We start from the raw sequence: 14196 nt of genomic DNA, 5'->3' as shown, positions 1-14196 counted from the left end.
ACGCCTAACGCTTGTCCTGAGTGTTGTTCTCGAAGTCGCTGGCATCGTGGCGCTCGTGCAGCTGTGTCTCCTGGGGGCCGAAGGTCCGGTTGACCATGCGCCCGCGTTGCACCGCCGGACGGGCGTCGATCTCCCTGGCCCAGCGCTGCACGTGCTCGTACTCCTGCACCTGCAGGAACTCGCCGGCATCGTAGACGCGGTCCAGCGCCAGTTGCCCGTACCAGGCCCAGTTGGCGATATCGGCGATGGTGTACTCGTCACCACCCAGGTAGCGGCTCTCGGCCAGGCGCCGGTCCAGCACATCGAGCTGCCGCTTGGCCTCCATGGCGAAGCGATCGATGGCGTACTCGATCTTGGTCGGCGCGTAGGCGTAGAAGTGGCCGAAGCCGCCGCCCAGGTAGGGTGCGCTGCCCATTTGCCAGAACAGCCAGTTCAGCGTCTCGGTGCGCCAAGCATGATCGCGAGGCAGGAACTCGCCGAACTTCTCGGCCAGGTAGAGCAGGATCGAACCCGACTCGAACACCCGGGTGGGCGGCGTGGTGCCATGGTCCATCAAGGCCGGGATCTTGGAGTTCGGGTTGACCTCGACGAAGCCGCTACCGAACTGTTCGCCCTCGCCGATGCGGATCAACCAGGCGTCGTATTCGGCATCCTTGTGGCCTCTCGCCAGCAATTCCTCGAACATGATCGTGACCTTCACCCCGTTGGGCGTGGCCAGCGAGTAGAGCTGGAATGGATGCTTGCCCACTGGCAGTGCCTTGTCGTGGGTGGGGCCGGCGATGGGTCGGTTGATGTTGGCGAACTGCCCACCGCTCGCCTTCTCCCATTTCCACACTTTCGGCGGTACATACTCGTTTTCTTGGCTCATGAATGCTCCAGATAACAGAGTGTCGAAGCGCCCCGCTCCCCGACGGGAAGAGGGACACATGCAGTAGGGGAAAGATAGCCTGTTAATGGTTTGGTATCGAGCCACAGCTTGACCCGCTCATGCACGAGGCCAGGTTTGCCCCCCATTGAGAGGCGCGCGTACCGCCCAAAGGCCCACGCTATGCGGAACGGGCCAAGGTGCCAGACGGCAACGGCAAGGCAGCGCACTTCGTCTTCAGCAGTCGATGGAGCGCCTGCACGACGGGCGTGAATTGCTTGCGATGCGGACAAACCAAGTGCAATGGAACCGGCTCGCCGGCGTAGCCTGGCAGCACGACCTCCAGCCGGCCAGCGGCTACGTCGTCGCTGACGTCGATCCACGACTTGTAGGCGATTCCCTGTCCCGCGATGGCCCAACGCCGGACCACATCGGCATCGTCACTGAGCAGGGCACCCTCGACTTCGACCCGGTGCCGTCGGCCGTCGCTTTCGAAGTGCCAGCTATCGTGAGGCCGACCCTGCAACTGATACACCAGGCAGTGATGGCGAGAGAGCTCTTCGATCGCCTGCGGTCGTCCGTGACGGGACAGGTAGCAGGCAGAGGCAACCAGCACCCGGCGGTTGTCGGGCGCCAGCGGCATGGCGATAAAGCTGGCGTCCTCCATCTGCCCGTAGCGGATTGCGACATCGACGGGATCGCGGAAGACATCGCTGACCTGGTCGGATAGCAACAGCCGCACCCCGAGGGCAGGGTGCTCGCGGCGAAACTCCTCCAGCCAGGTCAGCAGCAGGTTGCGGCCAAGGTCCGACGGTGCTGCCACCTGCAGGGTACCGGTCAGCTCGCCTGCCTGCCGCTCGAGATGCTCACGCGCCTCGCGCAGCGTGTCGACGATGGACTGGGCAAAGGGCAAGTACTGCGCGCCCTCCTGGGTGAGTCGCAGGCTACGCGTCGAGCGGGCAAACAGGCGCATGCCAAGCTCGCGCTCCAGCCGCTGGATCGCGGCGCTCACCCGGCTTGGGGCCAGGTCCGCCTCGCGTGCCGCGCCGCTGAAGCTTCCCAGCGCGGCCGTCCTCACGAACAGCACGACGTCTTCCAGGCGCTCCATTTTCCGCTCTCCCTTGAAAGTGTTGTTCGGCTAGCGCGGTGTTTCTGCGCCGCGCAGCGTTGCAGCATTGGTGGACCTTACCACGCAACAACCGGGAGACCTCATGAAAGCCATTGCCTATACCCAGCACGGCCTGCCCATCCAAGCTGACGATGCACTCGTCGAAATCACCCTGGCCGAGCCCGAGCCTGGCCCCCACGACCTCCAGGTCGAAGTCCGAGCCGTCTCGGTCAACCCGGTCGACACCAAGGTGCGACGCAACGCACCGGTCAACGAGCCACGAGTTCTCGGTTGGGATGCCGCAGGCGTTGTACGGGCCGTGGGCTCTGCGGTCAGTCGATTCCGTCCCGGCGACGAAGTGTTCTACGCCGGGGACATCACCCGCCCGGGCAGCAACAGCGAGCTGCACCTGGTCGACGAGCGCATCGCCGGCCCCAAGCCCGCCACACTCGATTTCGCCCAGGCTGCGGCGCTGCCGCTGACTTCGATAACGGCCTGGGAACTGCTCTTCGACCGCCTCGGCGTGGCTGAGGGCGGCGGTACGAACCAAAGCCTATTGATCGTTGGCGCAGCGGGTGGGGTCGGCTCGATTCTCACCCAGTTGGCGCGTCGACTGACGGGGCTGACCGTCATCGGTACCGCATCGCGGCCGGAATCGCAGCAGTGGGTGACCGAACTGGGCGCCCATCACGTCATCGACCACCGTCGGCCCCTCACCGAGGAACTCGCCCGCGTGGGAATTCCCGAGGTCGACATGGTGGCGAGCCTTACCCACACCGAGAGTCACTTCGCCCAACTGGTCGAGGCCCTGCGACCTCAAGGGCGGCTGGTGCTCATCGATGACCCGGCGGAACCGCTTGACGTGAGGACAATGAAACCCAAGAGCCTGTCGCTGCATTGGGAGATGATGTTCGCCCGCTCGATGTTCCAGACACCGGACATGGTGCGCCAGCATGAGTTGCTCACCCGCGTGGCCGAACTGGTGGACAAGGGCGTTATCCGCACCACGTTATCCGAGCGCTTCGGCAGCCTGAACGTCGAGACCCTGCGCCGTGCTCATGCGCTGGTCGAGAGCGGTCGCACCCAAGGCAAGATCGTCCTGGAAGGGTTCTGACATCCCCGGCCGATGCCGCAATGGGAAAGCTGGCGATTGGTAATGTCGCACTCACCGATTGGCGCTCGAGACGATCAACGTGCCGCCGGCGCCCAGGAACAAGCCCCCGGTAGTGCGATGAAACGCCCGCATCCTGCCGGGGCTATCGAACCAGCGGCCCAGCCCCGACCCCAGAGTGGCGTAGAGCGTCATCAAGGTCGTGTCGATGACCAGCCAGGTCAGCGCCAGGATGACGAACTGAATCAATTGCGGTTCGCCGATGGTGATGAAGTTGGGAAACAGGGCAGCGAAGAACAGCAGGTCCTTCGGGTTGCCGATACCCACCAAGAATCCCTGGCGGAACATGGCGGGTACGGACTGACCCTTCACCGCCGCTGGCGCATCGGCCAGCGGCGACTGAGGCTTGGCCAACCAGGCCTGCAAGCCCAGATAGATCAGATAGGCGCCGCCCAGCAGTTTCAGCACGAAGAAAGCCGTTTCCGAGGTGGCGAGCACGGCACCAAGCCCCAAGGCGGAAAGCGTCATCAACACCAGTGAAGCCACACCGCCGCCCAGCACCGTTGCGAAGGCGCGGTGCCGCCCGAAACGCAGGCCATGCGTGGTACACAGCAGCGCCACCGGCCCCGGGAAAATGATCAGGGCCGTTATCACCCCGACGAAGGTCATCCAGGTCCACCACTCCACGAGTCAACTCCTTGTAAATTCAATATGCCGTCTGCTGCATACCGGCTGCCGAAATTCGAGCTTACCGCAAAGGTCATTGCTGTACCTGAGTAGACAGAAGCTCCCGGGGCGTTCGCTGCAGGTAGGCCAAGTGGAAAAAGGGTACCAGCAGCGGGCTGGCAAAGACGCCCAGGGCAATGATGATCCCCCACTCCGGCAGCTCCCAGCCGAAGGCGATCAGGCAGAACAGCATCAAGGAAACGGTTACCAACCCAGCTCCCGCGCAGGCGGCTCGCCACCACCAGATGGACCGCGCCCGCCGGGCCAGGTAAGTGACCGCGGCACACCACAGCCCCACGATACCCAGCATGCCGACCACAGCGAAGAGCATGATCGCGAGCTCTTCCAGCCCCCAGGGAAATCCCACCGTCATGAGCAAGGCCAAGCCGAAAAATAGGCAGAACACGCTCACCGGCAGCGCCAGCAGAAGCATCTCGGCAACGATCAGAATCTTGTGGCATAGCGGTCGGTTCATATTTCTGCCTGCTATACGCTCATTCGTTCAACCCACCCTGTCGTAACGCCTCCACATCTCCCGCCACGATGAGGGGCAGGTGGAGGGTTATCTTTTCTACCGGCCAATCCCACCAAGCAATTTCCTGTAGCCTTTCGATCACTTCCGGCGAGAAGCGCTGCTTGATGGGGCGAGCCGGGTTTCCTCCCACTACGGTATAGGGCGGCACATCTTTCACCACCACCGAGCGCGACGACACGATGGCACCATTGCCGATTTTCACGCCAGGCATGATGAGGGCGTCGTAGCCTATCCACACATCGTTGCCAATGACGGTATCGCCCTTGTAGGGCAGCTCGCTCGACTGCGGCATGACCTTTTCCCAGCCATTGCCGAAGATCTGGAATGGATAGGTGGAGAGCCCCGAGAGCTTGTGGTTCGCCCCGTTCATGATGAACTTCACGTCCCGGGCGATGGCGCAAAACTTGCCGATGATCAGTTTGTCGCCAATGAATGGATAATGATAGAGCACGTTGCGCTCGAAATTTTCTGAATCTTCGGGGTCATCGTAGTAGGTGTAATCGCCAACGATGATATTCGGGCTCTTGATCACGTTCTTGATGAAACCACCTGGGGAAACCCGGCCATGGGGTGCGGGTCCGTAGGCTCGGGGCCGTGCATGGCTGCTCTCCTTTTTCATAAAGCTTGTCGACACCATATGCATGCAAGCTAGCAAAGATGCTTCTCGAAAAAATCGACCAGATACTCATGATGGAGATTTTCTCCGGCACTACCTGGTATGTGATCTTCTCCCTCGTAGTAGCGCACTTCAGGTTGGTGCCCGTGTGCCTTCAGACGCTGCTCTAGTCGCCTCGTCATCTCCACCGACCACATCCGATCTCGTGTGCCATGGGAAAGAAATAGCGGTCCGGGATACTGCTCCACTTCGATCGGTGTCGTGGGCATTAGCCCCTCGCCCCGCCATGTCCAGGCGCGCTTGCTCGCGTCCCAGGCCTGCCAACCTGGGTCACCGGAGTCACGATAGCTGCGAGAGTCGAAGGCTCCGCAGACCACATCGGGAGGGCTATGCACCGCAACGGCCTCGGGAAGTCCCGTCTTGTTCTCCTTGGCCATCAATGAAGCGAGAAGCAACGCATGCTCGGCCCCACGCGAGACACCATAAAGCCCCACTCGTGGGCCGGCATACGAAAAGGCACGCAGCGCAGCCAAGGCCTCAACGCTGCGCTCGAGCGAATGATCGACGATGCTTCCCGCGTTCCAGGCATTACCGCCGCTGGAGTAGCCAAAAGGAAAGGCTAGAAAGCCATGGGCAGCCAGTATCACGGCGTTGCGATGGCTCCAGCCGGACCAGGCCCCCTCTGAGCCATGCAGTATCATGACGGCGGGAAAAGGTCCCTCCCCAGGCGGGCCATAAGTGGTGCCCCATTCGGGAATGAGGCGTCTGACGATACGCAGCTCCATGATGACTCCTGTCGTTGTACCCGCGTTTACCGGCTCCCTTTCCCCGAGCCGTTCCAACTCGTCAGTTCTTACCCCTTGGCAATCAGGAAGGCGCCGGCAGCGACCATCAGTGTGCCTGCGGAGCGGTTGGCGCCTTTCATGGCACGCTTGGTCTGCAGGAAGCGCCGTGCGCTCGAGGCGCCGGAGGCTACCAGCATCAGCCCCGCCATCAGGCTGACGAAGGTGAGCCCGACCACCAGCACCATGTCGCGAGAAGCCAGGGTAGTGAGATCAATGAAAGTGGGCAGGAAAGCGATGTAGAAGAGAATCACCTTGGGGTTGGAGGCGGAGATCAGAAAGCCCTGCAGGAAACTCTTCACGGCATCCCCCGCTGTTGCTCGGGCGCCAGCGGTTCAACCTCGACCGGAGCGGTCCACATCTTCCAGCCCAGGTAGAGCAGGTAAGCGGCACCAAGGTAGCGGATCACCGTGAAGGCCTCGCTCCAGTTCTCGGCGATGGCCGCCAGGCCGTAGAAAGCCAGCAGCAGGTAGAGCAGGTCGCTGAGGGTCATACCCAGTGCCAACGGCACGCAGACCCGCGCCCCAGAGGTCATGCCTCGTGCCAGCAGGGCGAACACCCCGGGGCCGGGGGTAACGGCGAAGACGAAGATGGCCACGAGATAAAGCAGCGCACTTTCCAGGGGCATGGCTTTCCTGCCTGAGTCGAGGAGGGACGAATGCCATCATGCATCAGCGCCGACCGGCACGCCATCGTCACTCGTTTGACACCTGTCTTCGTTATCGTCGGCCAGACCCTCTTCAGTTGGAGCCTCTGGATGACGCGACCCAAGCGCGAGCCGCTCAGTGAGGCGGAGCTCGAGTTCCTTGTCCTGTTGGCCAACGGCAACGCCCTGGCCCGTCAGCGCCGCCGCGAGCGCGAACGCCAGCGCGCTATCCGTCGATGTCGGTACGATACACGGCGGTGAGGCACAGTGAAGACGCTACCGCTCCATCTCCCCGAGCAGCTCCAACTCCGCATCGTGCATGGAGACGAGCAGCGGCTCGCCGCGCTCGTTGACGCGGAACTGCCCGTAGCGTGCGGGTTCGTAGCGCTCGGCGTGGCCTTCCTGGAAGAAGAAGGCGTCGGTGGCGAACCGCACGCGGCCATTGCGCATCCGGTAGCGCAGGCGCATCTCGTCGGCGGCAAGGGAATCGTTGCTCGCGCCCAGGCGCTGGAAATGCGCCACGCGCTGCGCATCCAGGCGGACGACCACATGCCCATCGGCGGCATTCAGTTCCCCGCTCTGCCAGCGCCTTTTATACAGCGCATCCTGGATCTGGTTGCCGATCTCGAAATTCAGTGCCATATAATCGCCCTGCATCAGCGAGCGCGGATCCACCGGCGCCAGCTCCAGGTAAACCACCTCGCCCTCGGCCAGGTGGCGCTCCTTGGCCCAGATGCTCCAGTTGACCAGCGCCAGAATCAGCACGGTGGCGGCTACTACCACGACCCTGTCGAGCTTGTCTGTCGCAATCATTGGCTTGCTCCCTCCCCGCATCGGCCCTGCCATCGTCCTTTCCTTCGATTGGCCACCAGCGGCGCAACACCCAGCGAATCGCTAGCAGCAGTCCACCCAGGGCAAACAGGGTCAAGGCCTTGCTCAGCAGGGTCGCCTCGAGCCAGTAGTAATAATTCGCGATGGAGAGCAGCAACAGCAGCACTCCGCTCCCCACCACCAGACGGTGGCCAATGGCAAAGCCCAACATCACCATCACGACGCTCTGGATCAAGCCATGGGCCTGCAGCGAAAGCAGCAGCAAGAGCACCACGGCACCATAGGCGGCCATGCGAACGCTCGGCACCATGGCCTGGGCATGACGCTTGAAGAGCTGCCGGAGCAGCAGCAAGAGCGCCAGCACGGCCAGGATATTTCCGGCCCAGGGTTCCAACCAGGCCAAACCGGAGCCGGCATCGTTACGCCAGCCGAGCAGCGGCTGGCCAAGGTATGCCGTGATTTGGATCGCCACCAGGCCAAGCAGCAGGCCGAGGCCTAGCGCCTCCACTGTCCGTACTCGGGCCAACCAGCGAAACTCGTTGAGAAAGAGTATGACCAGCGCCAGCAGCACCAGGCCAACGGCCATGGAGGGCACGGCGATCCCCTCTGCCAGGGCCAGATAGAGCGCCAGGCCGGCGGCAAAGGCGGAAAATGCACGATGCGTGAGGCTCGGCATCGCCAGGGCGAGCGCAACCTGCAGCACCAGCAGCGACCACCAAAGGCCGACGGTGGTGCCCTCCAGCAGGGAGGCAATTGCCCATGCCACCAGCAGTTGCCCCGCCAGGCTCGCGGCCAGCGCCAGGTGTTCCAGGAAGTCGCCCTTGGCCTTCTGCAGCGCCATGAAAGCACCGGCGATCATGACCAGTCCCAGGGTGGCGGCGGCAGCGCTATTGTCGAGCACGAACACCGCCCCCATGGCAAGAAAACCGAGCAGGAACAGGGCGGCGAGCCAGCCCGAGAACGCCTGCAGTGCCCGCACGAACCAAGGCGTCTCAAGGGCTGGCGAGCCTTCGCCTTGCGTAACGTCGATACCGGCCTGGGCGAGCCTGTCCCTGAGTGTCATGCCGACATCTCCACCTGAAGCCGCTTGAGCCAGACCACTGCCGCGGCCCCCAGCGCCAGTACCACCACGGCCAGCAGCAGGAAGCCGCCGGCTTCGGCCTGCCACAGCAGGTGCCGGGCCAGGAACAGGGTAACCACCGCAATCACCGACAGACAGCCGCCCGCCAGCATGAACAGATCCGGCCGCCAATGGCGATAGATCGCGTAGAGCGCCGCCAACCAGAATGGGTATATCAGCACGGCAGGCGAGAAGCCGGTCCGCTCATCGAAGATGAAGACAATCACCAACAGGGTCAGGGGAATGCCGCTGCCCAGCGCCAGCAGGCACGTGGCCCATCCGGCCGAGAGCCACTGCCAACGCCGGGCGCCCAACTCCCACAGCACCAGCGCCACGGTATTGAGCGCGAACAGCCCCCACAGGGCGGCAGTGTCGCTGGCGAACAACGCACCGAACGCACCACCCCAGGTGCGGAAATAAAGCACGAGGGAAAGATTGAACAACCCCAGCCACAGCACCCAGAGCGCATCGAAACGCGCCACCAGGGTCCAGGGCAGCATCAGCACGGCCCAGAAGAAGAACAGCTGCCAAGGATCGGCACCGGTCTGGTACACCTGGCCGAACAGAGCCAGCAGCACACCCAGCAGCAGCGAGGCTGACATGAGTGCCACCCGCGCCACTATGGCTGCTTTTACGCCGTCATCCGCTCCGCCGCGCCCGGCGGCCCACCAATGGACGCCGATGGCCGCCAACAGTGCCGCCTGCACCAGCCCGAAGCGCAGCCAGCGTCCCATCTCGGTCCAGTTGTAGGCGACGAGAAACAGCAGCCCACAGGTCAGCGCCAGCGTGCCCAGCCACAGCAGCAGCCGATCCAGGAATACGCTCCAGGCCCGCCCCGTGGGATGGAGTCCTGAAAGCGCAACCGCCCGCATCACTTGCTCGCGAGGTATGGCGTCCTGATCGATCAACCCCACCAGCTCACGGCGAATGGAGGCCATGTCGTTTCCTTGAGTGCCTTTCCGTAACGTGGCTTATAGCAGAATGCAGTTCACTTCGTGAGCCAGTTCGCTTTTCCTTACCTGCCTGCTAGAGCGTTTCCAAGAACCGCCATGCCTCGACGATGTCCTGCTGGCCAAAGACGTGCACCCCGTGTTGGCGAAGCAGCGCCGCGGTGACACCCGCACCTGCCCTTTTCTCTCCCGAGAAGCTGCCGTCGTAGATCTGCGTGCTGCCGCAGGAAGGGCTGTGCTCGGTCAGTACCGCCACCTTGATGGCATGCTCCCGGCATAGCTGGAGCGCCAGAGAGGCTCCCTGCCGAAACACCTCGGTGAGATCGGCACCGTCGCGATCGACGACCTGCGCCGAACCGGCGAGTACCCCACCCCCATCGCCGGCAATAATCTCGGCGGGCGCCCTGGGCGTGGGCAAGCCCGCATCGACCTCAGGGCATACCGCAACTATCCGGCCCTCGGCCTGCCACTTCGCGAGGATCTCCGAGGTCAGGCTCTTGGCTCCGCCATCGTAGCGCACCCGCCTGCCCAGCAGGCAGGCGCTAACCAGCACCCTCTCCATTATCCCTCCCGTTACGTGACGCCTCGTTGCCTTCCTGCCGTCTACTTTAGCGGATCCTGCATGGAAAAAACCCGCCTCCTGGGCGGGTCACGAGACTCTCATTAGCAGCCCCGGGCCGGCCTCGGCTCAATAGCCCACGGTAAAGCGCTGGCGCACGTGGGCAGGACGTTCGAGCTCATCGACCAGCGCGATGGCGTAGTCTTCGAACGAAATACTGGAACCGTTTTCATTACTCAGCAATGTATCCTTGCCAAGGCGGAAATTACCGGTCCGCTCCCCCGCCACGAACAGCGCCGAGGGCGAAAGGAAGGTCCAATCGAGATCATCGACGGTGCGCAGACGCTCCAGAAAAGTCGCACCTGCGCTCGCCTCCGCCTTGTACTCGGCCGGAAACTCCGGCTGGTCGATCAATCGCTGGCCCGGCGCGACTTCGAGGCTACCGGCGCCGCCTACCACCAGATAACGTTTCACGCCGGAGTCGCGTACCGCGCCAATCAGCTCATCGATATCGGTGGCCGTGAAATGCACTGAACTGATCACCGCATCGTGGCCGCTCAGCAGATCGGCCAGTCCCGCGCGGTCATGAACGTCCCCATGGCGGGCCATGACGCCCGGCAGTTTGTCGATTCGTTCGGGGTGCCTGGCGATGGCAGTCACCATATGACTGCGCTCGGAGAGTTCCACGAGAATACGAGAGCCGGCGTTGCCGGAAGCACCGATGAGAGCGACGTTTGCCATGACTAAGTTCTCCTAGGTTCAAAATAGAGACCTGGTCTACCAAATAGACCTAGACGGCAAACTATGGTACTTCTCCTCCTTCCGCAAGAAGTCACCGCGGTGCGACCCGGTCATACTGCGATGACCCATGAGCCAAGGGAACCCGCCATGCAGCAACAACCCGAGACCGTTGAACTCGACAACCCCTGCCCCATTCGCGACGTACTCGACCGCATCGGCGATCAATGGAGCGTGCTCGTACTGCTGACCCTTCAGCCCGGCACCAAGCGCTTCAACGAGCTGATGCGAGAGATCGGCGACATCTCCAAGCAGATGCTCTCGCGTACGCTGAAGCACCTGGAGCAGGACGGCTTCATCACCCGCACGGTTTATCCGGAAGTGCCTCCACGCGTGGAGTACGCCCTTACCGAACTCGGCCACTCCTTCCTCGAACCGATGCAAGCCCTGGTGGCCTGGGCAGACACCCACCATCGCACCATCGCCGCAGCGAGAGAGCGTTATCGAAGCGAAGGGTCCGTATGACCCAATCGTGCTGGGGTTACTCCATGAATCCAGGCCTAGGCGTCAGGATTGCCCAGCTCTTTGAGTCGTTCGGCGCTCAGCGCGATATCTTCGTTCTTGTTGACCCCGATACCGCGTTCGATGATGCCCCGCGCAATCTCCTGTGCTTCCTCCAGGGAGTGCATCACGAAGGTACCGCACTGAAACTCATTGAGTTCTGGGATGTCTTCCATCCGCTTGACGTTCAGGACGTCCTGCATCGCCGCAAGCCATGCTTCGCTGACACGCTCCTCGCTGGGGCTGCCGAGCAAGCTCATGTAGAACCCCGTGCGACAGCCCATCGGTGAGATGTCGATGATTTCGACGTCCTTGCCGTTCAGGTGATTGCGCATGAACCCTGCGAACAGGTGCTCCAGGGTATGGATGCCCTTCTCACCCATCATGTCTTCGTTCGGCTTGTTGAAGCGCAGATCGAACACCGTGATGGTGTCGCCGGAAGGGCTCTGCATGGTCTTGGCGACGCGCACGGCCGGGGCGGCCATGATTGTGTGGTCGACGGTAAAGCTATCAAGTAAAGGCATGTTCAATCCTTCTTGCCGGTCAGGTTCGCCGAAACGCCCATGGTAGCATGGGTTGCCCACCGGCCCGGAACCGACGCCGACCGCTTCGTCACACACCCTCTGTTGCGTCGCCCCAGTTCCTCTCGCTGCGCGCCACGGCGTCATGGGCATGCAGGCTTGCAGCGCGCAGCCGGAAGCCATCGATATCGGACTGCTCGCGCAGAGCGTGGTGAAGGCACCGAGAGGCTCGAAGATCGCCGGGCAGCGGAGCATACTGGTGGGCACGAATCGTCGCTCCATCGAGACGAGGCCTGAATGTCCCAGTCCCAACAACCGCCGCTGCGTGTCGGCTTCATCCTGCTTCCCCTGTTCACGCTGAATGCCTTCGCCGGCTTCATCGATTCGCTACGCCTGGCCGCCGACAAGGGCGGACGCAGCCGGCAGATTCACTGCAGTTGGCAGATCATGGGGCCCGGGCCGGTTACGTCCAGTTGCGGCCTGGAGGCGACGCCGCAGACCTCCTATCGCGATCCGAGCCACTTCACTCATATCGCCGTGTGCGGTGGCAACAACTACCTCGATCCGCATGAGGACAAGGCGCTCAGCGAGTATCTGAAGGAGGCCTGCAAGCAGGGCGTCAAGCTGGTCGGGGTCTGCACCGGCACCTTCGCCATCGCCCGTGCCGGACTGCTCAAGGGCCAGCGGGTGTGCGTTCATTGGAACGTGATCAACGACTTCCGCCGTCAATTTCCCCAGATCGACGCCACGCCCGACCGCCTGTTTCTCGAATCGGTGCGCGTCATAACCTGCGCCGGCTCATCGGGGGCCACCGACATGGCGCTGCACCTGATACGTCGAGAATGCGGGCCGGACAAGGCCCAGCAGGCCATTCGCCACATGATTCTCAACGGGATGCGCACCTCCAACTCGCCGCAAACCCACTTCTTCGAGGCTATCCAGGACATACGCGACGAGCGGGTCAGGGTCGCCGTGTTGACCATGGAGCAGTCACTCAACACACGCCTGGACAGCCAGGCCCTGGCCGAGCGCATCAACCTCAGTCCGCGCCAGCTCGACAGGTTGTTCCAGCAGGAAATGGGCACCACGCCCATGCGTTACTTCAAGACCATGCGCCTGCGCTACGCCGAATGGTTGCTGCAACATACCGACGGCTCGATCGCAGAGATCGCCGCCGAGTGCGGCTTTTCCGATGCGTCCCACCTGGCACGTGATTTTCAGTCCCACTATACCTACAGCCCCAGGCAGTCGCGCCGCAAGGGGCTACGCAGCCAGGCGAGCGCCGAGGCCTCCTGAGCACAGCGGCCCGAGCGGCGCATGTCCAATATCTCCTCTTTCTTGTCTGTTTTCTTCTATAAGCGGCCACCGCACGGCCCTACCCTAGAGTCACGTGTTCGTTCACCCAGTGACACGACTCCCCTCTAAACAACAACCCATGGAGCGTCACCATGAAGTGCAAACTCCCGCGTCTCCTGACCGCCGTGGCAGTGGGCCTCGGCATTGCCGGTTCCGCAACGGCCGCCGAGCTTGAGCTGCGCGCCGCCACGATCGGCAGCCAGCAGGGCATCCAAATGGCCGGCCTAAATGCGCTCGCCAGTCACGTGGCCGAAGCCACCGCAGAAGGCGTCGAAGTCCGGCTGTTCCACTCTGGCGCCCTGGGCGATCAGGTCAGCAACATCGAATCCCTGGACACCCGCACGCTCGATATCGCCACCATCGAAACGCCGATCACCACCGTTGACGAGGACATGGGCATTCTTTCGCTGCCCTACCTGTTCCGCGATCGCGACCATGTCGCCAGTGTGCTCGGTGGCGAGATCGGCGATGCCCTGAAGCAGCGGCTGCAGGAGCAGGGTTACCGGGTCATCGGCTTCTACGAGGGCGGCTTCCGGCACATCACCAACAACCGCCGCGCCATCGAAACGCCGGACGACCTGAGCGGCTTGCGCATCCGCACCCCGGGTAGCCGCCAGCGGGTGGAGATGTTCAACGCCTACGGCGCCAACGCTTCACCGCTGCCCTACCCGGAGCTCTACTCGGCGCTGCAGACCGGCGTCTTCGACGGCCAGGAGAACCCGCTGGTCGAGGTCGAGGCCAGCCGCTTCTACGAAGTGCAGGATTACCTATCGCTTTCGGGTCACGTCTATACCGTGGGCTTCCTGCTGATGAACGAAGCGCGCTTCCAGGATCTTCCCGACGAAGTGCAGCAGGCGTTGCTGGAAGGCGGACAGAAGGCCTTCGACGCCACCGCCGACTTCGGCGAGCGCGCCGACCAGAGTGTGATCGAACTGGTCGAGCAGAACGGCATGCAGGTCAACGAAGTCGATCTCGATGCCTTCATCGAAGCGTCCCAGCCGCTGTGGGAACGCTTTACCCAGGACATGTCGGACGAAGCGCGCGAGCTGGTACAACGCATCGCCGAGCATCCCTGAGCCTCACCGTGTCAGCCCGGCGGGCCGCCCCGGCC

Annotated in this window: 18 protein-coding genes and 1 pseudogene; 5 read left to right on the top strand and 14 right to left on the bottom strand. The window is 62.9% G+C overall.

Annotation, left to right across the window (positions count from 1 at the left end; translation table 11 throughout):
- Positions 1 to 4 precede the first annotated feature (4 nt).
- Positions 5 to 868, bottom strand: coding sequence for a glutathione-dependent disulfide-bond oxidoreductase (gene yghU / locus EKK97_RS03975; protein WP_159549330.1), 864 nt, complete (start codon positions 866 to 868; stop codon positions 5 to 7).
- Positions 869 to 1046: 178 nt separating this feature from the next.
- The gene (locus EKK97_RS03970) at positions 1047 to 1973 is read right to left on the bottom strand and encodes a LysR family transcriptional regulator (RefSeq protein ID WP_159549327.1); all 927 of its coding nucleotides are present in this window, start codon (positions 1971 to 1973) and stop codon (positions 1047 to 1049) included.
- Between the two features lie 103 nt (positions 1974 to 2076).
- Here EKK97_RS03970 and EKK97_RS03965 point away from each other — a divergent pair, with 103 nt between their 5' ends.
- Positions 2077 to 3087, top strand: coding sequence for a zinc-binding alcohol dehydrogenase family protein (locus EKK97_RS03965; protein ID WP_159549324.1), 1011 nt, complete (start codon positions 2077 to 2079; stop codon positions 3085 to 3087).
- Between the two features lie 51 nt (positions 3088 to 3138).
- Here EKK97_RS03965 and EKK97_RS03960 read toward each other — a convergent pair whose 3' ends face one another.
- The 6 genes and pseudogenes from EKK97_RS03960 to EKK97_RS25610 all read right to left on the bottom strand — a co-directional run bounded on the left by EKK97_RS03960 (position 3139) and on the right by EKK97_RS25610 (position 6431).
- Positions 3139 to 3771, bottom strand: a complete 633-nt coding sequence (locus EKK97_RS03960) for a LysE family translocator (RefSeq protein ID WP_201297004.1) — start codon at positions 3769 to 3771, stop codon at positions 3139 to 3141.
- Between the two features lie 73 nt (positions 3772 to 3844).
- A complete protein-coding gene (locus EKK97_RS03955) occupies positions 3845 to 4285 on the bottom strand; it encodes a hypothetical protein (RefSeq protein WP_159549321.1) in 441 nt (146 codons plus the stop codon).
- Between the two features lie 19 nt (positions 4286 to 4304).
- Positions 4305 to 4945, bottom strand: a pseudogene (locus EKK97_RS03950) (Vat family streptogramin A O-acetyltransferase).
- Between the two features lie 48 nt (positions 4946 to 4993).
- Complete coding sequence (locus EKK97_RS03945; RefSeq protein WP_159549318.1) at positions 4994 to 5746, bottom strand: alpha/beta hydrolase family protein; 753 nt, start codon at positions 5744 to 5746, stop codon at positions 4994 to 4996.
- A 68-nt stretch (positions 5747 to 5814) separates the two neighbouring features.
- A complete protein-coding gene (locus EKK97_RS25615) occupies positions 5815 to 6105 on the bottom strand; it encodes a LysE family translocator (RefSeq protein ID WP_340162921.1) in 291 nt (96 codons plus the stop codon).
- A complete protein-coding gene (locus tag EKK97_RS25610; protein ID WP_340162920.1) occupies positions 6102 to 6431 on the bottom strand; it encodes a LysE family translocator in 330 nt (109 codons plus the stop codon). The genes EKK97_RS25615 and EKK97_RS25610 overlap by 4 nt, the downstream gene beginning before the upstream one ends.
- Positions 6432 to 6461: 30 nt before the next feature.
- Here EKK97_RS25610 and EKK97_RS03935 point away from each other — a divergent pair, with 30 nt between their 5' ends.
- The gene (locus tag EKK97_RS03935) at positions 6462 to 6710 is read left to right on the top strand and encodes a hypothetical protein (protein WP_159549315.1); all 249 of its coding nucleotides are present in this window, start codon (positions 6462 to 6464) and stop codon (positions 6708 to 6710) included.
- A gap of 15 nt (positions 6711 to 6725) precedes the next feature.
- Here EKK97_RS03935 and EKK97_RS03930 read toward each other — a convergent pair whose 3' ends face one another.
- From EKK97_RS03930 to EKK97_RS03910, 5 genes are all read right to left on the bottom strand, one after another.
- Positions 6726 to 7148: a GDYXXLXY domain-containing protein gene (locus tag EKK97_RS03930; RefSeq protein ID WP_236551369.1), complete on the bottom strand. Its 423-nt coding sequence runs from the start codon at positions 7146 to 7148 to the stop codon at positions 6726 to 6728.
- The gene (locus EKK97_RS03925) at positions 7042 to 8343 is read right to left on the bottom strand and encodes a DUF4401 domain-containing protein (protein WP_236551368.1); all 1302 of its coding nucleotides are present in this window, start codon (positions 8341 to 8343) and stop codon (positions 7042 to 7044) included. Before EKK97_RS03925 ends, EKK97_RS03930 begins: the two co-directional genes overlap by 107 nt.
- Positions 8340 to 9338 carry a DUF2157 domain-containing protein gene (locus EKK97_RS03920; RefSeq protein WP_159549309.1) on the bottom strand — a complete coding sequence of 333 codons (999 nt, stop codon included), beginning with the start codon at positions 9336 to 9338 and terminating at the stop codon, positions 8340 to 8342. Before EKK97_RS03920 ends, EKK97_RS03925 begins: the two co-directional genes overlap by 4 nt.
- 88 nt (positions 9339 to 9426) lie before the next feature.
- Positions 9427 to 9912: a 2-thiouracil desulfurase family protein gene (locus EKK97_RS03915; protein ID WP_159549306.1), complete on the bottom strand. Its 486-nt coding sequence runs from the start codon at positions 9910 to 9912 to the stop codon at positions 9427 to 9429.
- Positions 9913 to 10038: 126 nt separating this feature from the next.
- The gene (locus tag EKK97_RS03910; RefSeq protein ID WP_159549303.1) at positions 10039 to 10650 is read right to left on the bottom strand and encodes an NAD(P)-dependent oxidoreductase; all 612 of its coding nucleotides are present in this window, start codon (positions 10648 to 10650) and stop codon (positions 10039 to 10041) included.
- Positions 10651 to 10797: 147 nt separating this feature from the next.
- Here EKK97_RS03910 and EKK97_RS03905 point away from each other — a divergent pair, with 147 nt between their 5' ends.
- Entirely contained in the window at positions 10798 to 11172 is a 375-nt protein-coding gene (locus EKK97_RS03905; protein WP_159549300.1) for a winged helix-turn-helix transcriptional regulator, read from the top strand.
- Positions 11173 to 11207: 35 nt separating this feature from the next.
- Here EKK97_RS03905 and luxS read toward each other — a convergent pair whose 3' ends face one another.
- Positions 11208 to 11732, bottom strand: a complete 525-nt coding sequence (gene luxS, locus EKK97_RS03900) for an S-ribosylhomocysteine lyase (RefSeq protein ID WP_159555675.1) — start codon at positions 11730 to 11732, stop codon at positions 11208 to 11210.
- Positions 11733 to 12026: 294 nt separating this feature from the next.
- On the opposite strand from luxS, the gene EKK97_RS03895 reads away from it, so the two are divergent.
- Positions 12027 to 13025, top strand: coding sequence for a GlxA family transcriptional regulator (locus tag EKK97_RS03895; protein ID WP_234286585.1), 999 nt, complete (start codon positions 12027 to 12029; stop codon positions 13023 to 13025).
- A gap of 152 nt (positions 13026 to 13177) precedes the next feature.
- On the top strand, positions 13178 to 14161 hold the full coding sequence (locus tag EKK97_RS03890; protein WP_159549297.1) for a TRAP transporter substrate-binding protein: 984 nt from the start codon (positions 13178 to 13180) through the stop codon (positions 14159 to 14161).
- Positions 14162 to 14196: the final 35 nt, after the last annotated feature.

Source organism: Billgrantia tianxiuensis (assembly GCF_009834345.1).
Lineage (GTDB): Bacteria > Pseudomonadota > Gammaproteobacteria > Pseudomonadales > Halomonadaceae > Halomonas > Halomonas tianxiuensis.
The sequence above is the reverse complement of the archived record's forward strand: the minus strand, read 5'-3'. Positions and strand labels throughout refer to the sequence as shown.